This window comes from Gymnodinialimonas phycosphaerae (assembly GCF_019195455.1).
Lineage (GTDB): Bacteria > Pseudomonadota > Alphaproteobacteria > Rhodobacterales > Rhodobacteraceae > Gymnodinialimonas > Gymnodinialimonas phycosphaerae.
Window position 1 is genome coordinate 1,806,961 of sequence record NZ_JAIMBW010000001.1, and the last position, 23,632, is coordinate 1,830,592.

Here is a 23,632-nt window from a genome sequence, read left to right on the forward strand (position 1 = left end):
TCCCCCCATCACCCGAGGAAGCCAACCATGTCCGCCACGTCTGACCGCGATACCGCAACTCATTACGGGGCCACCGCAAGGCGACCGACTGACATCACGCTCAAGGGTTATTGGCAAATCACCAAACGCATTGCCGGCCGGTTCAAGGAAGACCGCCTTGGGCTTGTGGCCGCTGGGGTGGCTTTTTACGCGCTTCTGGCACTGTTTCCCGGCCTGACGGCGTTGGTTGAGCTGAGGGGCCTCTTCATCTCGCCCGCCGAACTGGCGGAAACCTCCGAAAGCTTGGCGATAGCCCTGCCGGACGCCGCGCAGGAAATCGTCATGGGGCAGTTGACAGAGCTTTCAAACAACGCCTCCAGCGGCCTCAGCCTGGCGGCGATCTTCGGGATCGGTCTTGCAATCTTTTCCGCCAGCAAGGGGGTCAGCAACCTCATGGTCGGCCTCAACATCGCTTACGCCGAGACGGAAGAGCGTGGCTTCATACGACTGCAACTTACCATTTTTGCGCTGACGGCCTTTGCGGTCATCGCCTCCCTGACCGCGATCACGCTTCTGGCCGTCCTACCGGCGGCCTTCGCCTTGCTCCCCTTGCCATCGCGGCTGGAGGATATCGTTTCCATCGTGCGCTGGCCCGTCCTGTTCGCCCTGGTGGCGGCGGCCTTTACCGTGTTCTATCGCTTTGGCGCGTCGCGGCGGCCTGCGAAGTGGCGTTGGGTCGCGCCGGGCGGCGTGTCTGCCGTGGTGATCTGGATCGCGGCCTCGCTGGTCTTCTCGATCTACGTCCAGACCTTCGCCACCTATTCCGAAACTTTCGGCGCGCTGGCAGGTGCGGTGATCTTGCTGTTGTGGCTGTGGATTTCCTCGCTGGCCGTGCTTTTTGGGGCCGTCATCGATGCAGAGCTGGAAGCGCAAGTTGCACCTGACAGCACGACCGGGGCGCCGCGCGACATGGGGGACCGGGGGGCGACCAAGGCCGACATCTGCCAGGCAGGCCCGGACAACGGCGGCGCCGCCTAAGCCTATTCAGCCGCCTGCGGCGCCGCCCCCTGGCTGCCCGGTGCCTTCACGGGGGCCTTGTGCAGCTTGTGGGCGATGAACAGCAGCCAAACCACAATGGGGATCGCTACGAGGCCACCAAGTGGGCCCCAAAGGTACAACCAGAAGACCAGTGACAAGAACACCAGCAACGGGTTCATCGATACCTGTCGACCCACCACTGTGGGCGTCACGAACTGCGCTTCAACGAGGTTCATCAGCACGAACGATCCCATCGGGACGACCGACCAGAAACCGTCGAACACCGTCACCCCGACGATCAGCAAAGCGAAGGCGACCATCGCTGGCCCAAGGTAAAGAAGGAAGTTCATAAGGAATGTCGCCAACCCCCACATAAGCGGCTGCGGCATGCCGATGAACGTCATGGCGAAGGTAACGGCCGTACCGAAGCCCGCATTCACCACCGTCACCGCCAGAAAATATCGCGACACGCGCGCCTCGGCGATCAGCAGAAGGTCGGCGCGCAACCGTGGCCAGATCCGTTCGATGCGGCGGTAGACATCCCGACGGGTAGAGAGGAAGAAATAAAACGTGCCCACGAACACAAGCATTCCGGATACGACGGACGGGCCGTAGGCCAGCGCATCAAAGACGCTGGGGATCGGCATATCGGCAGTCGCGCCCTCCTCTGTCGCTGCGGCATCGCCCAAGGCACTTTCGACCGACGCCTGAAACTCGCGAACGCCCGAAAGCGCGCCCTGTAGTGCTTCAACGATGGTGCGAAGTTCGAACCGGATGAGCGGTGCATTGGAAATCGCATAGCTGAGCGTCGGCTCGAGCGCGACGAATATGAATACCGTTGCGGTGATGAAGAGGAACAGGACAAGGAATGCGGCAACCGCTCTGGGCAAGCCGATCTTCTCCAACGCCTCAGACAGCGGTGCGCAGACGACGCCAAGCACGATGGCCGACGCAATTGGCGCAAGAAGCCCCTGCGCGACGTCCAGGGTGAAAATGATGGCAAGCGCGCAAAGCAGCACGATGGCAGGGGATGCAGCGATCTTGATTGGGCGATAGGACATGCTTTGCAACGCGCGGCGCGCGCAATGGTTCCGCGCAAAGGTCAAGTGTCGCCCATATCTTCCCCGATGTGTGTGTCTGTTTCGGTCACAAGGTAGCAGAGTGAGTCGGGCCCTTCAGGGGGCGTACCCGCGACGGTCGCAGCCCCTGAACACACGCCTAATTGGCCGCCTTAGGCACCGCGTGACGGTTTGTCGCGGAGCTGAAACGCGGGCATACATGCCCTTTTCTTCAGGCATCTGGACGTCACGCGCCCGCACCGTGCCCTCGTCAACCCGGTTCATGCCCTTGAAAATCAGGCTGTTACGCCATCCTCGACTCTCATGATTTACAAAATGGCGATATTTTTTGTGAATTTATTAACAAACTGAGGCGTCACTGCCTCAATTCGAACGGATCGGCGGCGGCCCTTGTGTACCTTCATCGCAAGCGACCGGGCGGGGAACGCAGGCTCGGTTTGATGCGAGGGAGGAAGCATCATGAGCGACACACCGAAAAAAATGCCCGCAGGCTCCGCCCAACGCATGTCGATGCCGACGGCGGCACCCGCATGGGCGCGGCCTTGGTCGCGAACCCGTTTGTCGCCGACGCGCTTATCGAAAATCGCATGAACCGCACGCGCCAAGGTAGCGCCGCAGACATGCACCAAAAGGAGGGCCGACTGATGGACGGCGCAACGACACCGACAACAACCACGATCCTGATCCTTCTGGGGCCTCCGGGCTCGGGCAAGGGCACGCAGGCGCGCAAGCTGGAAGGAGACTTCGGCTTCGTTCAACTCTCGACCGGGGACTTGCTGCGCGCCGCTGTTGCAGCCGGGACCGAGGCCGGTCAGGCCGCGGATGAGGTGATGAAGGCAGGCGGATTGGTGAGCGACGAGATCGTGCTGGCGATCCTGACCGATCGTTTGACCCACGACGATTGCAAGCAGGGTGTCGTGCTGGACGGGTTCCCGCGCACCACCGGTCAGGCCGAGGCCCTTGATCAGATGCTTGCCGATCGCGGCGAGAGCATCCGGGCGGTAATCTCTTTGGAGGTTGACGAAGTCGAGATGGTCAAACGCGTGGCCGGTCGCATGACCTGCGGTGATTGTGGCGAGGGGTTTCATGACCATTTCAAGCCACCCGCACAAGACGGCGTCTGTGACACTTGCGGGGCGCAGAACATGACCCGCAGGGCTGACGACAATGCCGCTACCGCGATTTCGCGGCTGGAGGCTTACGCGGAACAGACGGCGCCCCTTGTGGCGCATTACGGCGCACGCGGCGCGCTGCACGCCGTCGATGCCATGCAGGCAATCGATGCCGTGCAGGACCACATCGCACGGATCGTCAAATCCGCCTGAAATCCCACGCGCCTTCGTCAAAGAGGGCACGTGCGGCGACGACACAAACAAACGACGACATGCATTAGGAGGAACAGCATGGCAGACCCACGGGACGACACACCACAGACGGAAGCGAGGGATGACTCCGTCTACTGGAAAACCAACATCCGCATCATCACCATCTGCCTGGTCATCTGGGCCCTGGTCTCATTCGGCTTCGGCATCGTACTGCGCCCGCTTCTGGCGGGCATCGAAGTCGGTGGCACGGATCTGGGCTTCTGGTTCGCACAGCAGGGCTCGATCCTCGTCTTCCTCGCGCTGATCTTCTTCTACGCTTGGCGGATGAACCAGCTCGACAAGCAATACGGCGTGGACGAGGAGTAATCAGCCATGGACCAATTTACCCTTAACCTTCTGTTTGTGGGCGCGTCCTTCGCGCTCTACATCGGCATCGCGATCTGGGCCCGTGCGGGCTCCACATCGGAATTCTATGCCGCAGGGCGTGGTGTCCACCCCGTCACCAACGGCATGGCCACGGCAGCGGACTGGATGTCTGCGGCCTCGTTCATCTCGATGGCGGGACTGATCGCGTTCACCGGCTACGACAACTCGTCCTTCCTGATGGGTTGGACTGGCGGCTATGTGCTTCTGGCCCTGTTGCTTGCGCCCTACCTGCGCAAGTTCGGCAAGTTCACCGTGTCCGAATTCATCGGTGATCGTTTCTACTCCAAGACCGCGCGCATGGTTGCCGTGATCTGCCTGCTTGTGGCTTCCATCACCTACGTGATCGGCCAGATGCAGGGTGTGGGCATCGCCTTCGGTCGCTTCCTTGAGATCGACGCCTTCTGGGGTCTGCTCATCGGTGCCTGTGTGGTGTTCGCCTATGCCGTCTTCGGCGGCATGAAGGGCGTGACCTATACTCAGGTCGCGCAATACTGCGTTCTGATCACCGCCTACACGATCCCGGCGGTCTTCATCTCTCTGCAACTGACGGGCAACCCGATCCCAGCCCTTGGCCTGTTCGGCAATACCGCCGAGGGAGAACCACTTCTGGCGACGCTGAACCAGATCGTCACCGATCTTGGCTTCAACGAGTATACGGCCGCCCACGGCTCGACCATCAACATGGTGCTCTTCACCCTGTCGCTGATGATCGGTACCGCAGGTCTGCCTCACGTCATCATGCGCTTCTTCACGGTGCCCAAGGTGTCTGACGCCCGCTGGTCGGCTGGCTGGACCCTGGTTTTCATCGCGCTGCTCTATCTGACGGCCCCTGCCGTTGGTGCCATGGCGCGCCTGAACATCTCGGACCTGATGTGGCCCAACGGGACACAGGGCGAGGCCGTGAGCCTTGAGCAGATCGAAAACGATCCCGAGTATGCCTGGATGGCAACGTGGCAGGCAACGGGTCTGCTGGGTTGGGAAGACCTGAACGGTGACGGTCGGATCCAGTACTACAACGACGGCAACGCCGATCTGCAGGCGCGGGCCGAGGCTAACGGTTGGGAAGGCAATGAGCTGACCAACTTCAACCGCGATATCCTCGTGCTGGCCAACCCCGAGATCGCAAGCCTTCCGGGCTGGGTGATCGGCCTTGTGGCAGCAGGTGGCCTTGCGGCAGCTCTGTCCACGGCGGCGGGCCTGTTGCTGGCAATCTCTTCGGCGGTCTCCCATGACCTTCTGAAGGGACAGCTGACGCCGAACATGTCCGAGAAGTCCGAGCTTATGGCAGCAAGGATTTCGATGGCAGCGGCGATTGTCGTGGCGGTTATCCTGGGCCTCAACCCCCCAGGCTTTGCAGCGCAAACCGTGGCCTTGGCCTTCGGCTTGGCGGCAGCCTCGATCTTCCCGGCACTGATGATGGGCATCTTCTCCAAGCGCATCAACAACACGGGTGCCGTGGCGGGCATGTTGGCCGGTCTGGTCACCACGCTGGTTTACATCTTCCTGCACAAGGGCTGGCTGTTCATTCCGGACACCAACTCCTTCACGGATGCGAACCCGATGCTTGGGCCCATTGCCTCGACTTCGTTCGGCGCGATCGGTGCATTGATCAACTTCGCCGTCGCCTACCTCGTGTCGGGCATGACGAAGGAGACACCGCAGCACATCAAGGATCTGGTCGAAAGCGTCCGTATCCCCCGTGGTGCAGCTGGCGCCATCGATCACTGACGCCGCCACTTGTGACATCGTTCTGCCCGCCCCGCATCCTCGGGGCGGGCAGGACCCCCACCGCGAAAGCACCTGCATGCCCCTTACCGACAAACTGACCCAGTTTCTTGCCTCGGTGCACCCCTACGATACTTTGGCCGAGGCCGATCTTGCCGCCTTGGCGACGGTCTGCACAGTCACGCAAGCACCCGCAGGTCACACGATCTACGCCGTTGGCGATCAGATCGACGCCCTCTACATTCTTGTCAGCGGCGAAGTCGAGATAACGGACGCGACCGGCGTTCAGCTTTCCCTCCTTGGCCCCCGCAATTCCTTCGGCGAACGCGCGCTTCTGCGCGGCGATGATGCAAGCCGCACGGCAGTCGCCCTTGCGGACGCAACGTTGATCGTGATGCCCGCCGCCACGCTGTTCGCCCTGATTGATACCCACCCGAGCGTTGCGACCTTCTTCGACCGCCGACGCCCGCCCAAACCCAACCGCAAAGACCTGGGCACGATGGTCGTCGCCGACCTGATGACCCGCGACCCGGTTGCCTGCGCGTCTGACGCGGCGATCCGCACCGCCGCCGCCGAGATGCACACGCGCCGCATTTCCTCCATTTGCATCGAGGACAATGGTCAATTCGAAGGCATCGTCACCTTGCGCGACCTAAACGGGCGCGTCATCGTCGACGGACTGGACGCTTCAGGCCCGATTGCCAGCATCATGACCCGCGCGCCCTTGACGCTTGGCCCCAAGGCGCTGGTGACAGATGTGCTGCACCTGATGGTCGAGCGTGGCATCGGCCACGTTCCCATCGTGGAGGGGGGCCGCCTTGTCGGTATTGTCACTCAGACCGATCTGACCCGCGCGCAGGCCATGACATCCGCCGATCTGGTGGGTCGCGTGGCCAAGGCCGCCACCCCCGAAGAAATGGCGCGCGCCACGCGCGAGATCCCGCAGCTGCTGGTGCAACTGATCAACGGCGGCAGCCGGCACGAGGTCGTTACCCGCCTGATCACCGATATCGCCGACACCGCAACGCGGCGTCTTTTGGCGCTGGCGGAGGCCGAGCTTGGCGCGCCCCCCGTCCCCTACCTCTGGCTTGCCTGTGGCAGCCAAGGACGGCAGGAACAAACCGGCGTGTCCGATCAGGACAATTGCCTGATCTTGTCCGATGACGTCAGCCAATCCGATATGCCCTACTTCGAGGCGCTGGCCAAATCCGTGAGTGATGGCCTCGACACCATCGGATACGTCTATTGCCCCGGCGACATGATGGCGACCAACCCGCGTTGGTGCCAACCTGTCAGCACTTGGCGCAGCTATTTCCGCAACTGGATCGCCAAGCCGGATAACGAGGCGCAGATGCTGGCCTCGGTCATGTTTGACCTGCGGCCTATCGGCGGCGATACCAGCCTGTTCGACGGGCTCCAGCAAGAGACGCTGGAGGCGGCGTCGGCCAATTCCATCTTCACCGCCCATATGGTCTCCAACTCCCTGAAGCATCAGCCCCCCCTGGGCCTGTTGCGCGGGCTGGCGACGATCCGGTCGGGCGATCACCGCAACCAACTGGATCTGAAGCACAATGGCGTGGTGCCGATCACGGACCTGGCCCGTGTCTATGCCCAGCGCGGCCGTCTGGCGGCGGTCAACACCCGCGCGCGGCTGGAGGCCGCGATCGAGGCCGGTGTTCTGTCGACCTCGGGCGGGGCCGACCTGCTGGATGCCTATGACCTGATCGCGACCGCGCGCCTAGTGCATCAGGCGACATTGGTCAAAGGCGGCAAGAGCCCGGACAACTACCTTGATCCAGCAGCCCTCTCGGATTTCGAGCGCAGCCATCTGCGAGACGCTTTCGTTGTTGTAAAGACCATGCAATCGGCAGCAGGGTCCGGGAAGGGAGCACTTTCGTAATGTTCATCGAACTGATCGCCACTGTCTTTGCAGGGCTCGCTTGCGCGGGTCTTGCAATGCTGCTGAACCACGCCACGGGGAAACGCTTGCCGCGCTGGATCACGCCGGTTGCCGCCGGTCTGGGGATGCTCGCCATGACCATCTCCAACGAATACACGTGGTTCGACCGCACGGCCGAGCGTTTGCCAGAGGGCGTCGAGATCGCCATGACCGTGGATGAGCAAAGCTGGCTCCGCCCCTGGACCCAGCTTGCCCCCTACACCAAGCGCTTCGTGGCCGTCGACCTTGCCACCGCCCGCACGAACGCCGCCCTGCCCGATCAACGGCTTGCCGACCTCTACTTCTTCGGGCGCTGGTCGCCGGTCAATCAGGCGCCGATGCTGTTCGATTGCGCGGGCGCACGGTCCGCGCTGCTCATAGATGGGGCCGAGTTCGCTGAGGATGGCTCGATCAGCGATGCCGATTGGCAAAACATGCCCGCCGACGATCCAATCCTCGCCCTGGTTTGCGAGACGTAACATGCTCAGCCGCCTCTCGCTTCGCCTGCGCATCTTCCTTTTCTTCTGCCTCCTGGCCGTCGGAGGGGCCGGATTGGCGGCGGCGGCGCTGGCGTTTGGCTGGTCACGCAGCGATACGGCCCTGCCAATGGGGCCGTTCATCACCGCGCTGATCCTCTTCGTCTTTCTCAATACGGGCCTGACCCTCGGCATCTGGCTTTTGTTCGACGAGAACGTCGCCAAACCAATCGCCAGGTTGTCGGCGCAACTGCGGCTGCGTGCCCATTCGGGTGTGGACAGTGACGTGGATACGGCGGACGCGAAGCATCTGGGCGACCTGGCCCCCGCAGCCTTTGCCTTGTCGCGCACCATCGGCAATACGCTTACCGATACGGCAGCACGCGTGGCCTCGGAAACGCAGCGCCTGCAAAGCGAGTCCGAGCGGCTCACCGCGCTGCTGAGCGAAATTCCAATCGCCACCATTCTTCTGAATCCGGCGCAGGAAATTGTCCTATACGACAGCCAGGCCGCCGAGATCTTGGGCCGGATCGCCCCCCCCCGCCTCAAGGCGCGTCTGTCGGACTATTTTGATCTGTCGGGCTTTGCCGAGGCCGCATCAAGGCTATCGGAAGGCTCGGGCGAAGCGTCCCTGCGCTTGGGCGATGCCAGCGGCACCCATGTTTTCGATGCACGGTTAAGGTCGCTCGGGAACGGCGATCACATGATCCTCATCGACGTGCCAGACACCGGGGCATCGCGTGTCGCGCCACGCCCCCTGGTCTACAACTTCGATTTTCTGAACCCTTCATATCCCCGAAATATCGACGAAGCGCCCCTGTCCGAACAGTGCTTTGTCGCCTTCGACACCGAAACCACCGGTCTTTCCGTCCAAAATGACGAGATCGTCCAGATCGGTGCCGTGCGCATTCTGGGTGGGCGGATCGTCAAGGGGGAGGTGATCGATACCTATGTCGATCCCGGCCGCCCAATCCCGCCCGCGTCCACGCGGATCCATGGCGTGACCAACGAGAATGTGGCCGGTGCCCCGGATATCGGGACCGCAGGCCGCGCCCTCCACGACTTCGCCCGTGACGCTGTTCTGGTGGCTCACAACGCGCCCTTCGATATCGGATTGCTCCGCAAAAGCCGGTCGCGCACTGGCGCCGATTGGACCCATCCGGTTCTGGACACCGTCCTGCTGTCGGCTGTCGTCTTCGGGACCAACGAAGAGCACTCCCTCGACGCCCTGTGCAAGCGCTTGTCCATCGAGATCCCGGAAGACAAACGCCACACCGCATTGGGCGACGCCCAGGCAACGGCGGAGGTCCTGGTCAGGTTGCTCCCGCTTCTTGACGGACGCGGGATTACGACCCTCAAGCAGCTCCTTTCCGAGACGCGCAAACATGGTCGCCTTCTGCGCGACATGAATGCCTGAAGCGCCACGCCTTTCAGTGCACGGACTTACGCGCCCCGGCGTTGGCCCTCTGTCTATTGTGCGGGGAGGTATTGGAGGTTTGGGTTTGGAGGGGATTGGGGTGTCACGACATCGGATCGAACCGGGGCCGGGCCTGGCTTGCCGTTTGAGGAGGCGGGGGTTGCCAGGGCGGGGTCAGCGTCGGGGACGGCGGTAGAGCGGTCGCCCTGCGCCGCCGCCTGGGCTTTATCTTCCAGGGTCACAACCTGCATGAAAGCCTGACCGCCACCCGGAATGTGCTGTTGGGCTGCGGGTCCACGGAAAAGGCGATCCGGCCAAGCAAACCGCCGCTCTCGACAAGGACACCGATCACACCGTCGTCGAAATGCTGCAAGCGCTTGGCCGGGTTCATGGAACGACAACCGTCATGGTCACACACGACCCCCAGATCATGGAAATGGCCGACAGAGTAATAACCTCCGAAGACGGCCGCATCGTGAATGACACTCACACCGATGCCCCAAAAAAACGCCAACACCCGGCCCACTTCAGGCCGGGTGACACGCGCAGGCGGGGCGGCTACTCCGCTGCCACGAGGGACGCAGGGTTGCGTTTTGCGAAGTGGCGGCGATACAGGACCGCAACCAGCACGATCATCGCAACCTGGCTGGCCAGCGCGACAGCCGTCAGACCCCAGTAAGCGACACCGAACTTCGCGATGAGACCCGCACCCACAAGACCTTTGTTGATCCAGAAGTGCAGCATCACGCTGAGGGCGACGCCGGGGCAGACCAAGGCCCAGGACCCGGCCGAATTCCCCTCACCCCGCAAGAAGGCATCTGCGTATTTCTGACGCCGCAGGACCAACAGGCCAAGGACTAGGAAGGCAGACTGGATGGCAAGGATCGTCGTGGTCAGCACCAGGTTGTCCGCCATACCGCCGTGGGCCTCAAACGTGGTGTGGAGGCCATGTTCCTGACGCAGCATCATGATCCCCAAGACGGTCAGGATCGGGACAACGACCATCAGCGTCGGCGCGCTTTCCTTGGCAGTGCCATGGTGCAGCATCGAGTTGAAGGCGAGAATCGCCGATACGATGGCGTAGAGACCGGCGACCGTACCCAGGAAGATCGACGCAATCAGTGAGACGCCCACGGTCAGCGGTACGGTGCTCATCGCGGCGGGGGCGGCCATGCCAACGGCTACCATTGCCAGGGCGAAAGCGGGAAGGAGCTGCGCGAAGGAGTTGTTCGCGGTGACGTCGAAGACACCGCCCTCGCTCAGCACACGGCCAAGGAAATCACCGATTTGGCGAAACGCCAGATAACCGATCAGCGCGAAGGCCACCAAAGCTGCGGGGAACAGGAATTCCACCACGTTCCAGAGACCCGGCACGAAGACGAGGCCAAGGATAAAGCCCGCGTTCACTGTCATCGCCAGCGCGAGCGGCATCGCCAGCAACAGGGTTTCGCCGTTGGAGTTGACCAGCTTGGTGTAGGCTTCGGTTTTGAGGAACTCGGACCGGCGCGCCAGGTTCCAGATCAGCAGCTTGACGTTGAGGAAGGCAAAGCCCGCGATGCCCGTCAAGGCAATCACAATGGCCGCTTTCATCCCGATGCCCCCTGTTGAGAACGCGAGCATGATGTCCTCGAACACCGGAACCGGCTGGCCGGGATGCGGCACCCAGAACATCAGGTACATGAAGAAAGTGACCGTAAGACCCCCGGCGCCCAAAGAGGCCAGAAAGTAGAGCGGTGACCATGTGTCGGCGGGGCGATGAGCTTGTGAGTTCATGGCAAGTCTCCTTTATTGATGGAGGTGTCTTGCCACGCGATCCGACGAGTCGTCTGTGACCATGTCACTGTTGCCCCGAAAAACGCGGTCGTTGAGAAAAGAAGTGACCAAGGGCGCTGCGCACGAACGCCCGCAAATCATGTAGTAAGCGCCCCCCCGGGGGTGACAGGCAAAGCGACGAACGCCCGCAACGCGTGCTAGATATCCGCCAGCGCCACAGCCTTGCCGGTTTCCGCTGAACGGCTGATCGCCTCAAGAACCTGGATGTTGTGAACCATCTCGGCGGCGGTGAACGGATAGTCGGCACGACCCATGGCCGCATCGGCAAAGGCTTCGAGATTTGCCGTCACTGCATCCTCCCAATCGTAGTCCCGTTGAACGACGGGCTGGCCTGATTGCGCCGTCAGGACCCGCACAATGCCGTCGGGCGTATCCGGGTGGCTGTCGTTCAGGACTTCAACCCACTTGTCGGTGCCAAAGACGTGCATTCGGATGAAATGGGGCGTGTGAAGGACGGCGCTGAAAGTGGCGGTCATCCCGGCCACGAACTTCATCTGCACGGTTACAACATCGCCCGTCTCCCACCCCAACGATCGGTCTGCGGTGAAAGCGTGCAGCACCTCGATTGGCCCGAAGAACGAGATCAACAGATCGCTCAGGTGAATGCCCATGCCCGTCATGCCCGCAGCGGGCGAAATCTCTTTGCGGGTGCGCCAATCGTTGGCGGGCACGCCGATCAGCTTATCGTGGCTGAAGGCCGCTTCCGCGTGCATGACCGTGCCCAGGGCCCCCTGTTCGAGGGCCGCGCGCAGGGCCAGCATGGCGGGTTCAAAGCGCCGCTCATGGCCAATGCCAAGCTGAACGCCCGCCTCCGCGCAGGCCTGCACCGAGCGGCGCGCGCTGTCGGCTGTCAGGCCCAATGGCTTCTCGCAAAACACATGCTTGCCCGCAGCGGCAACCTGCGCGACTTGCGCCTCGTGCAGCGGATTGGGGGTGGTAAGGATCACGGCATCAACCTCGGACAGGGCCAAGGCCGGGGCGAAATCATCCCATGCGGTCAGGCCCATAGCCTCGATGTTGGGGTGATTTTGCGCGGCAGGCTCGATCACTCCGGCGACACGCAGCCACGGATGATCCTGCAACCGCGTGGCAATGTGCTTGCCCCACCAGCCGAACCCGGCAATGGCCAAGACAAACGGTTGCGGCACGTCGTTCATGGGATCCCCCCTCTATTCATTCGGTCTGGTGCAATGCGCGTTTGACGCGCGCCGCCCCATCAAAACCGTTGCGCCAGCGTAGCGACAGCGGCCCCATCAGGCCAAATTATGTAACCTGATGTGAGCCCACAGATATCGTGATGCGCCCTTCCCGGCGTCTTGCACAGCGTCCTTCATTGCCCGGGCGTCCAAGGCGCTTCCGGCGCGCGCCAAACCCGCCAGATCGTTTTCCAGGCGGCCTTTTGCTCATCCGACAGCGGCAACGGCGGCGGCTGCATTTGTAGCCGCCCCTTATCCCCGTGCGCCGGGCGTTCGTCGTTTTCATCACTGCCATCAACGGATATTTCGACGCCGTGGCGCGAGGCGACTTTTAGGACCTCCATCGCAGCATCACCGGCGGGCCCGTTCGCCAAGCCGGGCAACCTACGCCTTTGGCGGGGTGTTGTTGATGGCGCCCGCGATAATCGGGCCGAACTCTGCCCGCAGGCGCAGAACCAGATCGGTGGAAAATGGGACCAGTGACATCTGCGGGAAGTGATAAAGGAAGACGCGAAGTTCATCGCGCCCGACCTGCTCGATCAGGCGTGCATGATGCGTGAACAGCGCGTCACCGGATGGCCCCTTGTCGTAGTGGGCCGCCAAGTTGGGGCGACATCGATTTTTCTGGCGCGCCCGCCTTATATATGCATTTCTGAATGTATTGACCTATCACCGATAATCCTTCGCGCCTAAGGCGAAGGGGGAGGCCCCACGTGAACACCCTGACCCGTCGCCAATCGCTGGGATTTTTGGCAGCCGCCGCAATACTTCCCAAACAAGTCTTCGCTGCCGAGCGTGTCGATTTGGGCACGATGCAACTGGTCACGCTGAGTGACGGCAACCTGACGCTTCCTGCCAACCTGGTGTTTGCGCCTGTGGCGGATCGCGATTTGCTGTCCGTCGTCGCCCCCCTTGGGATCGAGGATTTGACAGCCCCCCTCACCCCACCCTGCAACGTCACGCTTATTCGCGATGGCGCGCGGACCATTTTGTTCGACTGCGGCGCGGGTCCGGCGTTTCAAGCCAGCGCCGGACGCTTGCTGGACGCGCTTTCTGCCGAAGGGCTCAGCCCGGATGATGTCACGGATCTTGTCTTTACCCATGCCCATCCCGACCACCTCTGGGGGGTGCTGGACGACTTTGATGAGCCGATGTTTCTAAACGCCACCCATTGGATCGGCCGCGAGGAACGGGATTACTGGACGGCACCGGACACGGTGGACACCATCGGCGCGGACCGCACCGCCTTTGCCGTGGGTGCCGCCCGACGCCTGTCGGCCATTGAAGGCGCGTTGGAAACCTTTGAGGACGGGCAAGAGATTTTGCCTGGCATCGCCGCCCATCTGACGCAAGGGCATACGCCCGGCCATGTCTCGTTCGAGGTGGCCAATGGGGGGCAGACCGCCATGATCATCGGCGACGCCATCGCCAATGACCACATTGCCCTCGCGCGGCCCGATTGGCCGGCGGGCTCGGACCAGGACCAGGAGATCGGCGCGCAGACCCGTAGGCGCTTGGTGGAACGCTTGGCCGATGAAGACATCATCGCCGTTGGCTTCCACTTGTCCAATGGCGGCGTTGGACGGGTCGAGCGCACCGCTGACGGGTTTCGCTTCAACCCGCAGGTCTAGCCGTCAGGCCGCGTCGGTTGAGGGGCCGCCCCGCGACAACGCCCGCCATGCGTCATATTGCGACAGGAAAATCCGGCCATTCAGCGCATCCGCCAGGTGAGAGGTCTTGAGCCTGTCCATCACCGGTCCCTTTACCTCCGACAGGTGCAGTCCGATACCCATGTCCTTCAGGCGCAGGTTGATCGCCTCAAGGCTTTCGAGGGCAGAGTAATCGACCTCGTTAACGGCCGAGAACATCAGGATGACGTGCTTCACGTCGGTTCCCGGCCTGATACGGTCCTGCAAGAGATCCTCCAGGAACCTTGCGTTCACGAAGAACAAGCTTTGGTCGACGCGTAGCGTGACGATCTCGGGGACCGTCTCGACAGCGTGGCGGTGGATGTTTCGGAAATGCTGGGTGCCGGGCACAAGCCCGACCTCCGCCACGTGGGGGCGCGAGGTTTTGTAGAGATGCAGCGCCACGGACAGGACGACCCCAGAGGCCACGCCGATCTCGACTCCGAAAGCTAGCGTCAGGGCGATCGTGGTGGCGACCGCCATGAAGTCTGACCGAGAATAGGCCCACGTTTTCCTCAGGATCGTCAGATCCACGAGGCCCAGGACCGCGACGATGATCGTCGCCGCAAGGGTGGCGTTGGGCAGGTAGTAAACCAGGGGCGTCAGCGCCACGGCGGCCAGCATCAAGCCAAGGGCGGTGAAGGCGCCCGCGGCGGGCGTCTCTGCCCCGGCGTCGAAGTTCACAACAGAGCGAGAGAAGCCACCCGTCACCGGGAAACCGCCGGAAAACGCCGCGCCAAGGTTCGCGGCGCCAAGGCCAATCAGCTCTTGGTTGGGGTCGATACGCTGACGTTTGCGCGCGGCCAGCGTTTGCGCGACCGAGACGGATTCGACGAAGCCGATGACCGAAATCAGAACCGCAGGCAGCCAAAGCGCGCGGATCAGATCCATCGACAGGCTCGGCAAGGTGAAGGGCGGCAAGCCCTGCGGCACCTCGCCCACGATGCGGACGCCTAGGTCGTCCAGGTTCAAGACCCAAACGGCCAACGTAGTTGCCACGACGGCGAAAACCGGGCCCGCCTTGGTCGCCACATCGGCGAGTGTCGCCCCTGCGCCCAGACGCTTCAGCAACGGCTTCAACCCCTTGCGGACCCAGAACAGGAACGCGGTGGCCGCCACGCCAATCACCAACGTGGGGCCATTGATATCCGACAGATGCGATGCGAGGGAGCTCAGCAGCTCGGGCAGCGTATGCCCATGGGCGCCAATGCCCAGAATATGTTTCAACTGGCTGGCAGCGATCAGAATGCCAGAGGCGGTGATAAAGCCCGCAATCACCGGATGACTGAGGAAATTCGCCAGAAACCCAAGCCGCAAGATCCCCGTGAGGGCCAGGAAGGCCCCCGACAGGAATGCCAGCGTCAGCGCCGCGACGCCGTAGCCAGCCGTGCCTTGCTCGGCCACTTCTGCCAGGGCCGAAACCGTCAGCAATGAGACAACCGCCACCGGCCCCACGGCAAGCGAGCGGCTGGTGCCGAAAATGGCGTACAGGATGATCGGCACGATCGAGGCGTAGATCCCCGCCTCGGGCGGCAGGCCGGCCAGCATCGCATAAGCCAGGGACTGCGGGATCAGCATGATCGTGACGATCAGCGCGGCGATCATGTCGTTGGAGAAGGCCGTGCGGTCGTAGGTGCGCCCCCATTGGAGGACGGGAATGAAGCGTGCGATGCGGTTGAACATGGGGAAACCAGGATGGTGGCGCGCCGAGGTCTCCCGGCGCGCGCGTTGAAAGGGTCTTGCTTGGATGGTGCCTACTGCGCGGCGACCTTCAGCTTCTCGGGCCGGGCCATCCATTCCTTGCCCCGCAGCATCGCCTTCCAGTAGATCGGCGGCAGTAACTTCTCTTTCAGGAACCACGCGGCCCGCGTGGGCTTGGTGCCATCGACAAGGAACTTCGGGAAGCTAGGCAGCAACACCCCGCCATAACCGAATTCCGCCAGCACGATCTTGCCGCGCTCGACCGTCAGGGGGCACGAGCCATAGCCGTCGTACTGCGCCGTGGCCGAGCGTCCGTCGATGTCGGCGGCGATGTTTTCGGCCACCACGGGCGCTTGCTTGCGCGCGGCGGCGGCGGTCTTGGCGTTGGGGGCGTTCATCACATCGCCCAAGGCCCAGATGTTGTCATAGGTCTTGTGGCGCAGCGTCGACTGCTCCACGTCGACCCAACCGGCCGCGTCGGCCAATGGTGAGACGCGGATGAAATCAGGCGCGGTCTGCGGCGGGCAGACATGCATCATGTCGAAATCCACCGTGACCTCGCGCGGCTCCGCATCTGGTTCCTTGACCGCAAAGGTGGCCCGTTTGGCAGGGCCGTCGACGGCGACAAGGTTGTGGAAAAAGTTCACGTCGGCGTTGTATTTCTTGATGTAGCTCTCCAGCGCGGGGACATAATCCTTCACGCCGAACAGGACGCCCCCAGCGTTCATGAACTGGATGTCGATGTCTTTCAACACGGCCCGGCGATGCCACGCATCCGCCGACAGATAGAGCGCCTTTTGCGGCGCGCCCGCACATTTGATCGGCATGGGCGGCTGGGTGAACAGCGCCCGGCCTTCCTTCATCTCTTGCACCAACTGCCACGTGTAGGGCGCGAGATCATAGCGGTAGTTCGAGGTCACGCCGTTGCGGCCCAACGTGTCCTCCAACCCCTCTACGCTGCCCCAATCGAGCTTCAGGCCCGGACAGACGACGAGGCGCGTATACTTCACCACGCGACAGCCATCGAGCACGACGGCATTGTTCTTGGGCTCAAAGGCCGCGACGGCGGACTTGATCCAATGCACGCCGCGCGGGATCAGCGAACCCATCGTCTTGGCGGTGTCCTGGGCCTCGAAAATACCGCCACCAACCATGGTCCAACCGGGCTGATAATAGTGGATGTCAGCCGGATCGATGATTGCAATGGACAGGTCCGTTGTGCGCGTCTGCAAGCTGGCGGCCACGGAAATGCCCGCCGCCCCCGCGCCCACGATGACGATATCATAGGAGGCATCGCCGGTGTCCGTGGGGGTCTTGCCGCCATTGGCGATGCGGCGTGCCACACCGTTCATATCGTAGCCCGCCGCCTTGGTCGCCGCGAGGATATCCGCGATCGGCTTTTCCTTTGCCTGCGCCAGTGACCACAAGGTGGCAGATCTTGTACCGGTCCGGCAATAGGCGAGGATCGGGCCCGGCAGTTCGCGCAAAGCCGCCCCGAATTCGGCCGCGTCAGCGTCCGTCACCATGCCGGCCGTGATGGGGATATACCGCACCTCAAGACCCGCCACCTCGGCCGCAGCTTCGATTTCCTCGAAGCTCGGCTGATCCGCCCCTTCCCCATCGGGGCGGTTGCAGATAATGGACCTGATGCCCTCAGCTTTGAGAGCGGCAACGTCAGCCGGTGCAATTTGTGGGCTGACCGACACTGCGTCGGATATTTTTCGAAGGTCCAAGATCTTTCTCCTCGTTATGGTTTAACGGCGACCGAAGTCGTCTGTTGTCACGATGCCGTCGCCATTGCGGTCCAGCATCTGTAACCACGCGGCTGCCTGAGCCAGGAACTCGGCCTCGCTGACTTCGCCATTGCCATCGACATCGTTGAATTCAAGCGTCATACCCGCCGCGGCGCGCTGCATCGGGCTGCCATTGCCGCCCCCGTTGCCATTGCCGTTGCCGCTGCCGCTGCCGTGGCCCGGCTCATTGGCCATGTCGTTTTCACGTGCCTCATCGAACATCACGTATTCTTCACCGTCGATTGCGCCGTTTTCATCAGCATCGAAGGTAAAGAACACGTCGCCGCGCCGAGTACGGATTTCATCCACCGTGACGACGCCGTCGCCGTCCAGGTCCCAGTTCACAATGAAGTGGTCACCGGGTGCGGCCAAAGCAGGCGCAGCACTGAAAGACAGTGCTGCCCCCAAAGCGACGGCTGGCATCGTCGAGAAAATCGAGTTCTGCATCAGTCTGTTCCTTTATGTGGCTGCTCGCGACCTCACAGGCCGTTGACCGGCACCTTGAGCATCGGGTTTCCGTCGGCATCCTTGGGAATTTCCCCCGCACGCATGTTCACTTGCAGGGAAGGGATGATCAGCTTGGGCATATCCAGCTGTGCATCGCGCTCAGTCCGGAACTTGATGAAGTCTTCACGGGTCTTGCCGCCGCCCACGTGGATGTTGTGGGCTTTCTCTTCGGCCACCGTGGTTTCCCACGCGATATCGCGACCGTTCGGGCCATAGTCGTGGCACATGAACAGACGCGTTTCGTCGGGTAGTGCCAGCACCTTCTGGATGCTGTCATAAAGCTCTCCGGCGTCGCCGCCGGGGAAGTCGGCCCGCGCCGAGCCGCCATCGGGCATGAACAGCGTGTCCCCCACAAAGGCCGCATCACCCATCACATGCACCATGCACGCAGGCGTGTGGCCCGGTGTGGCCATCGTAAACACCTGCATCTCGCCAATCATGTAGGTGTCACCATCGTGGAACAGCGCATCGAACTGGCTGCCATCGCGTTGGAATTCGGTACCTTCGTTGAAGACCTTTCCGAAGACGTCCTGCACGACCATGATGTTGGCCCCAACGCCGATCTTGCCGCCCAGTTTTTCCTGGATATACGGCGCGGCGGACAGGTGGTCAGCGTGGACGTGGGTTTCGATGATCCACTCCAGCTTCAAGCCCTGTTCCTGAATGCGAGCAATCAATGCGTCGGCGTGATCATAGGTAATCCGCCCTGCGGCATAATCGATGTCCATGACGCTATCGACGACGGCACACGATGTGCTGGCCGGGTCACGCACGATGTAGCTGATGGTATTGGTTGCATCGTCGAAAAAACCTTCGACGACAGGTGAAATGTCCATATTGATTGGATACTGGGTCATGTCTGTATTCCTTACGATTGAGGAGCGTTGGGTTTGCGCGCGGCGGCGGATTCGATGGTGCGGGCCAGAATAATGCCGACCAGCAAAGCGGCGGTGAAGGCGAAAACCTCCCAGCGACCGGTGCCAAGGGCCGGAAGGGCACCGCCCGGGCAGAACCCCGCGATTCCCCAGCCGATGCCGAACAGCGCCGAGCCGCCAATCAGGCGCGCATCGAGATCACGGCGTTGCGGGACAAGGAACTCCCGCCCGAACACGGGCGTTTTCCGCCCGAAAACCAGTTTGTACCCGATGAAGGTCGTCACAAGGGCGCCCCCCATCACGAAGATCAGCGACGGATCCCACGCCCCCGCCACATCAAAGAAGTTCAGGACCTTGGCGGGGTTCGCCATCCCTGAGATGGAAATGCCCACCCCAAAGATCGTCCCAATTACATAGGCTGCAAAAAGACGCATCTTTTATCCTCCGAACACGTGGCGCACGACGTAAACCGTGGCCAGGGTGACGACCATGAACGTCCCGGTCGCAACGATGGAACGGGGCGACAGGCGCGCCATGCCGCATACCCCGTGACCCGAGGTGCAGCCGCCGCCGAAGGTCACACCGACGCCCACGATCAGCCCGCCGACCAGCAGCATCACCGTGCTCACAGGTACCTGAACCGCTGGCATCGCGCCGCTGATCGCCAGGACGACGAGAGGGCCCGTGACCATGCCGGCCACTGTCGCGGCGCGCCATGCGAAATCGGATTTGGAGGCCGGATAGACCAGCCCCGCAAGGATGCCTGTCGCCCCCATGACCCGCCCGTGGAACAGCATGAGCAGTGTCGCGCCCAAGCCGATGAGCACGCCGCCCAAGAGGGATATCCAAGGGGTGAATTCAGTCTCCATGTCGTCTCTCCATTGTGGATGCACAGCCGATTCAACGCCGACCGCGCTTGTGTCTGCATGTATCTAAGACAGCTGCCACCAACGTTCAGTGACGAAGTCACCAAACCATGCAGATTTTTAGATGAGACCGCAAAAAGGAAGGTTTCAGCCGTTTGCGAGGTCTTGCAAAGCGTCCCGGTCGAGGATCCGTACAAGCCCGCGTTGTTGTTCCAACCAACCGCGGCGTTGGAATTCATGCAACTGCCGGGACACGACTTCCCGCGCGGTGCCAAGCTCGGTGGCCAAGGCCTGGTGCGTGGCGGACACTGTCTCGGAGGTTCCGGCCAAATCCAACAATCGCGCTGCCAGGCGCATGTCGATGCGCCCGAAGGCGACATCCTCGATGATCTTGAACAGGCCAGTCATGCGATGAGCATAGGCTGCAAGGATGAAATCCCGAAATATCGGCTCGGCGGACACGAGCGCATCGAAAGTGGCCTTGGGCAGCGCAATCGCGGTGACGTCGGTCTCTGCCACCCCTTCGGCAAGATAGGCCTCGTGGGCCAACATGCAGGCGGTGGTCATGACACAGCTTTGCCCCGCCTCAACCCGGTAAAGCACGATTTCCCGACCGCCCTCGGACGTCTGAGAGACACGCACCGTGCCCGACAGCAAGAACAGGAGGTTTTGCGGAACATGCCCTGCGCCGAAGATCTGATCCCCCTTCTTTGAGCGCAGGATCTTTCCATCGCGCAACAGCACGTTGCGCACGTGATCCGGCAACCGTGACAATCCCGTGAACCGCTGCGTCCAATCCTCTGTTTCGCTCATCCGCTCTACCTATCGTGATTGGCCGCAGCGGCGGCGCAAGGGCTGCCGATGACCGGTTGTGGTGTATTGAGTCGTGGCGTTTTCACTAAGCGACGGAAGGCCGCCGCACCGTTTCCAGATAGGTCAACACCAGCGATGTTGCTACCCCTCCGCCCCAGATCGACAGGGCCGCAACCCATGCCGTCACCGCCATGATCGCGCCGCCGGACATCGCCGCGCCCACGGCACATCCGCCCGCCAACATTGCACCGAAGCCCATCAAGACGGCACCCACGAGGTAGCGCTCCATCGGCGTGTCGCTACTGAAGCGCTCAATGTGCCATTCCCGGAACAGGATCGCAGCCCCTCCCGCCCCCAGAAACACGCCGGGGACAAGGCCAAGACCGAAGGACAAGGGCACCGAGCGTTCGGCCACGAAGGCCATGAGTGTATCCGTCGCGGGCCCGGTGAAGGTCACGCTGGACACGTCAAAAACCTCGAACGAAACCTGGGACAGCGCGTAGGTGGCCCACCAGCCAAGGGTGACGGCGCCCCCTACGCACGCGGCGGCAAAGATCTTCGTCCAAGCCAGTTTCCTATACCGCGCAAGCCCGATCGACACGGCAAGCGCCGCCACGGCACCCCACGTCACAACGGCGGTGGACAGCGACAGGACATACCCAAGATCACGCCCGTCGCCGCTGATCACCCAAAGTTGCGACAGGTATTCGCGCGACGGGGCGAGGATCCCACGCAGCGACGATTGCGCCACGACCGTCAGAACCAGCCCGGTGATCAGCGCGCGCAGGTTCCCGGTCGCAGACAGCACCAGCAAGCGGCTGGCGCAACCACGTGCCAGAACCATGCCGATCCCGAAAAGCATGCCGCCGATGATCGCGCCGGAGAGGCTTCCCACGCCCGACAAGGGGCGCGCTTGCGACACGTCCAGCGCGCCGAACAGAATGGCACCCTGCGTGGTGGCCAGCGCCGCGAAAAAGGCCACCAGCCAGACCGACATGCGCGGCCCAAGGACCCTTTGCGACACCTCCACCGTCGAGGCCCGTAGGCAGAAGGCGGACCGCTGCGCCGCCACGCCGAAGACAAGGCCCACGCTTAATCCCGCCATGAGCAGAACCATGTCGTCGCCGAAGGTATCGATAAGGTATTCTAGGGGCATGGCGCTCTCGGGATTGACTGCTGCCGTCCTATCCGCCGCCCCGGTTTCATGCCTTGACCCACATCAATTCATTGCGCCGCAAGCGGCACGCGGGCGATGTTGCATTGGGCCCAGAGGTCCTCCAGCGCCGCGACGAGGGCGTCGATGTCGGCGGCGGAGTGTACCGGCGACGGCGTGATACGCAAACGCTCGGTTCCCTTGGGCACTGTGGGGTAGTTGATCGGCTGGATGTAGATGCCGAACCGCCGCATCAATTCGTCCGAGATGAAGCGGCATTTGTTGGGATCGCCCACCATGACGGGGATGATGTGGCTATCGTTTTCCAGATGTGGGATGCCGATCTGATCCAGCCGCCCGCGCACTTCCGCGACGCGGGCCTGATGGGCGGCGCGCTCGACATCGCTGGTCTTGAGGTGACGCACCGCGGCACAGGCACCTGCCGCCACGGCGGGCGGAATGGCGGTGGTAAAGATGAAGCCCGACGCAAAGGAACGTACGAAATCCACGATCTCGGCAGAGGCCGCGATATAGCCGCCCATGACGCCGTAAGCCTTGCCAAGCGTCCCCTCGATCACCGTCAGACGATCCATCAGCCCTTCACGCTCTGCGATACCACCGCCACGGGGGCCGTAAAGGCCAACGGCATGGACCTCATCAAGATAGGTCATTGCGCCATAACGCTCGGCCACGTCGCAGATCTCGGCGATGGGGGCAATATCGCCATCCATCGAGTAGACGGATTCAAACGCCACGATGATCGGACGCCCGGGTTTGATGCTGGCCAATTGGCGTTCCAGATCTTCCGGGTCATTATGCTTGAAGATGCGCTTCTCAGCACGGGAATGGCGGATGCCTTCAATCATGCTGGCGTGGTTGCCCGCGTCCGACAGCACCACACAATCGGGCAAGCGCGCCGCCAGCGTGCCAAGGCTTGCCCAATTCGACACATAGCCCGAGGTGAACAGCAAGGCCGCTTGCTTGCCGTGCAGGTCGGCCAGCTCTGCCTCCAGATCCACATGGGCGTGGGTCGTGCCCGAGATGTTGCGCGTCCCGCCCGCACCCGCGCCGGTTCGATCCAGCGTCGCGTGCATCGCCGCGATCACGTCCGGGTGCTGGCCCATGCCGAGGTAGTCGTTGGAACACCAGACGCTGACATCGCGCCGGGCGTCGCCGTCACGGTTTTCGGCCTTCGGATAGGCACCACGCGCGCGCTCAAGATCGGCGAAGTAGCGATAGTTTCCTGCATCCTTGAGGTCGTTCAGTTGCGATGCGGCGAAAGCCTGATAGTCAAAACCGCCGTCGATCACTGCTCACGCGCCTCGATGATGATAGCGTCAAGCATCGCTTCGACCTCTTGCATGGGGCCATCGGGATAGGCGCGGTGTCCGAAGACGACGCCGTCGCCCATGTCGGCCACGAAGATCGAATAGGGGCAATGGACGATGTTCATCGGGTCCGCCTCCATCACGCGGCGCGATACGGCGGCCGAGCAGAACAGGTAGATGTCGGCGTTGTTGAAGATTTCGACGTCCGAGCCCACGTCCGCGCCGGTCCGCGCCAGCATTTCGCCCACATGGCTGACGTAATCGATGACCAGCCCCCGGTCGATGATCGCGTTCTCCAGCGCGAAGGTGCCGTCCTCGAAACTGCCGTCGAATTCATAGGTGATGACATCCTGGGCCGTGGCGACCATGGGGCACAGAAGACCGATGCCCAGGGCGATGGCTTTAACAAACGTCTGCATGGTCTTATCTCCTGCGTTGAGAAGGGGTATGCGAAGGGCGCGGTATGCGCCCCTCG

At 62.4% G+C, this 23,632-nt stretch carries 24 protein-coding genes; 8 read left to right on the forward strand and 16 right to left on the reverse strand.

The genetic code is table 11. The annotated features are described in order from the left end of the window. The first annotated feature begins 27 nt into the window (after positions 1 to 27). The gene (locus tag KUL25_RS08910; protein WP_257892620.1) at positions 28 to 1,017 is read left to right on the forward strand and encodes a YihY/virulence factor BrkB family protein; all 990 of its coding nucleotides are present in this window, start codon (positions 28 to 30) and stop codon (positions 1,015 to 1,017) included. Positions 1,018 to 1,019: 2 nt separating this feature from the next. Here the strand turns inward: KUL25_RS08910 and KUL25_RS08915 are convergent, their stop codons facing one another. Both KUL25_RS08915 and KUL25_RS08920 read right to left on the reverse strand, forming a co-directional pair. Next, on the reverse strand, positions 1,020 to 2,078 hold the full coding sequence (locus KUL25_RS08915) for an AI-2E family transporter (RefSeq protein ID WP_257892621.1): 1,059 nt from the start codon (positions 2,076 to 2,078) through the stop codon (positions 1,020 to 1,022). A gap of 326 nt (positions 2,079 to 2,404) precedes the next feature. Then, positions 2,405 to 2,701: a hypothetical protein gene (locus tag KUL25_RS08920; protein WP_257892622.1), complete on the reverse strand. Its 297-nt coding sequence runs from the start codon at positions 2,699 to 2,701 to the stop codon at positions 2,405 to 2,407. Between the two features lie 39 nt (positions 2,702 to 2,740). Here KUL25_RS08920 and KUL25_RS08925 point away from each other — a divergent pair, with 39 nt between their 5' ends. The 6 genes from KUL25_RS08925 (at position 2,741) to KUL25_RS08950 (ending at position 9,404) form a co-directional block, all read left to right on the forward strand. Continuing rightward, positions 2,741 to 3,421, forward strand: coding sequence for an adenylate kinase (locus KUL25_RS08925; RefSeq protein ID WP_257892623.1), 681 nt, complete (start codon positions 2,741 to 2,743; stop codon positions 3,419 to 3,421). Between the two features lie 78 nt (positions 3,422 to 3,499). Next, positions 3,500 to 3,787 carry a DUF4212 domain-containing protein gene (locus tag KUL25_RS08930; RefSeq protein WP_257892624.1) on the forward strand — a complete coding sequence of 96 codons (288 nt, stop codon included), beginning with the start codon at positions 3,500 to 3,502 and terminating at the stop codon, positions 3,785 to 3,787. 6 nt (positions 3,788 to 3,793) lie between these two features. Then, complete coding sequence (locus KUL25_RS08935) at positions 3,794 to 5,575, forward strand: sodium:solute symporter family protein (protein ID WP_257892625.1); 1,782 nt, start codon at positions 3,794 to 3,796, stop codon at positions 5,573 to 5,575. 76 nt (positions 5,576 to 5,651) lie between these two features. Continuing rightward, positions 5,652 to 7,472, forward strand: coding sequence for a DUF294 nucleotidyltransferase-like domain-containing protein (locus tag KUL25_RS08940; RefSeq protein ID WP_257892626.1), 1,821 nt, complete (start codon positions 5,652 to 5,654; stop codon positions 7,470 to 7,472). Then, on the forward strand, positions 7,472 to 7,990 hold the full coding sequence (locus KUL25_RS08945; RefSeq protein WP_257892627.1) for a hypothetical protein: 519 nt from the start codon (positions 7,472 to 7,474) through the stop codon (positions 7,988 to 7,990). The genes KUL25_RS08940 and KUL25_RS08945 overlap by 1 nt, the downstream gene beginning before the upstream one ends. Position 7,991: 1 nt before the next feature. Then, the gene (locus KUL25_RS08950) at positions 7,992 to 9,404 is read left to right on the forward strand and encodes a 3'-5' exonuclease (protein ID WP_257892628.1); all 1,413 of its coding nucleotides are present in this window, start codon (positions 7,992 to 7,994) and stop codon (positions 9,402 to 9,404) included. 238 nt (positions 9,405 to 9,642) lie between these two features. On the opposite strand, the gene KUL25_RS08955 is transcribed toward KUL25_RS08950, so the two are convergent. The 4 genes from KUL25_RS08955 to KUL25_RS08970 all read right to left on the reverse strand — a co-directional run bounded on the left by KUL25_RS08955 (position 9,643) and on the right by KUL25_RS08970 (position 13,036). Next, positions 9,643 to 9,894 carry a hypothetical protein gene (locus tag KUL25_RS08955; protein WP_257892629.1) on the reverse strand — a complete coding sequence of 84 codons (252 nt, stop codon included), beginning with the start codon at positions 9,892 to 9,894 and terminating at the stop codon, positions 9,643 to 9,645. Between the two features lie 68 nt (positions 9,895 to 9,962). Beyond that, entirely contained in the window at positions 9,963 to 11,177 is a 1,215-nt protein-coding gene (locus tag KUL25_RS08960; RefSeq protein ID WP_257892630.1) for a TsoY family (seleno)protein, read from the reverse strand. A 197-nt stretch (positions 11,178 to 11,374) separates the two neighbouring features. Continuing rightward, a complete protein-coding gene (locus KUL25_RS08965; protein ID WP_257892631.1) occupies positions 11,375 to 12,394 on the reverse strand; it encodes a Gfo/Idh/MocA family protein in 1,020 nt (339 codons plus the stop codon). 423 nt (positions 12,395 to 12,817) lie between these two features. Next, positions 12,818 to 13,036: a hypothetical protein gene (locus KUL25_RS08970; protein WP_257892632.1), complete on the reverse strand. Its 219-nt coding sequence runs from the start codon at positions 13,034 to 13,036 to the stop codon at positions 12,818 to 12,820. Positions 13,037 to 13,146: 110 nt separating this feature from the next. Here KUL25_RS08970 and KUL25_RS08975 point away from each other — a divergent pair, with 110 nt between their 5' ends. Beyond that, a complete protein-coding gene (locus KUL25_RS08975) occupies positions 13,147 to 14,064 on the forward strand; it encodes an MBL fold metallo-hydrolase (RefSeq protein WP_257892633.1) in 918 nt (305 codons plus the stop codon). A gap of 3 nt (positions 14,065 to 14,067) precedes the next feature. Here the strand turns inward: KUL25_RS08975 and KUL25_RS08980 are convergent, their stop codons facing one another. From KUL25_RS08980 to KUL25_RS09025, 10 genes are all read right to left on the reverse strand, one after another. Beyond that, complete coding sequence (locus tag KUL25_RS08980; protein ID WP_257892634.1) at positions 14,068 to 15,804, reverse strand: SulP family inorganic anion transporter; 1,737 nt, start codon at positions 15,802 to 15,804, stop codon at positions 14,068 to 14,070. A 71-nt stretch (positions 15,805 to 15,875) separates the two neighbouring features. Next, positions 15,876 to 17,555, reverse strand: a complete 1,680-nt coding sequence (locus tag KUL25_RS08985) for a bifunctional protein tyrosine phosphatase family protein/NAD(P)/FAD-dependent oxidoreductase (protein WP_257892635.1) — start codon at positions 17,553 to 17,555, stop codon at positions 15,876 to 15,878. 21 nt (positions 17,556 to 17,576) lie between these two features. Then, positions 17,577 to 18,062, reverse strand: a complete 486-nt coding sequence (locus KUL25_RS08990; RefSeq protein WP_257892636.1) for an EF-hand domain-containing protein — start codon at positions 18,060 to 18,062, stop codon at positions 17,577 to 17,579. A 32-nt stretch (positions 18,063 to 18,094) separates the two neighbouring features. Next, the gene (locus KUL25_RS08995; RefSeq protein WP_257892637.1) at positions 18,095 to 18,979 is read right to left on the reverse strand and encodes an MBL fold metallo-hydrolase; all 885 of its coding nucleotides are present in this window, start codon (positions 18,977 to 18,979) and stop codon (positions 18,095 to 18,097) included. Between the two features lie 11 nt (positions 18,980 to 18,990). Further along, on the reverse strand, positions 18,991 to 19,431 hold the full coding sequence (locus tag KUL25_RS09000) for a DUF6691 family protein (RefSeq protein WP_257892638.1): 441 nt from the start codon (positions 19,429 to 19,431) through the stop codon (positions 18,991 to 18,993). Between the two features lie 3 nt (positions 19,432 to 19,434). Continuing rightward, entirely contained in the window at positions 19,435 to 19,866 is a 432-nt protein-coding gene (locus KUL25_RS09005) for a YeeE/YedE family protein (protein ID WP_068354044.1), read from the reverse strand. A 144-nt stretch (positions 19,867 to 20,010) separates the two neighbouring features. Next, positions 20,011 to 20,676: a Crp/Fnr family transcriptional regulator gene (locus tag KUL25_RS09010; protein WP_257892639.1), complete on the reverse strand. Its 666-nt coding sequence runs from the start codon at positions 20,674 to 20,676 to the stop codon at positions 20,011 to 20,013. Positions 20,677 to 20,761: 85 nt separating this feature from the next. Beyond that, positions 20,762 to 21,832 (reverse strand): YeeE/YedE family protein, encoded by a 1,071-nt coding sequence (locus KUL25_RS09015; protein WP_257892640.1) that lies wholly within the window; start codon positions 21,830 to 21,832, stop codon positions 20,762 to 20,764. 68 nt (positions 21,833 to 21,900) lie between these two features. Then, complete coding sequence (gene hemA, locus KUL25_RS09020; protein WP_345790965.1) at positions 21,901 to 23,139, reverse strand: 5-aminolevulinate synthase; 1,239 nt, start codon at positions 23,137 to 23,139, stop codon at positions 21,901 to 21,903. Beyond that, complete coding sequence (locus tag KUL25_RS09025) at positions 23,136 to 23,576, reverse strand: DUF302 domain-containing protein (RefSeq protein ID WP_427854413.1); 441 nt, start codon at positions 23,574 to 23,576, stop codon at positions 23,136 to 23,138. The genes hemA and KUL25_RS09025 overlap by 4 nt, the downstream gene beginning before the upstream one ends. Positions 23,577 to 23,632 lie beyond the last annotated feature (56 nt).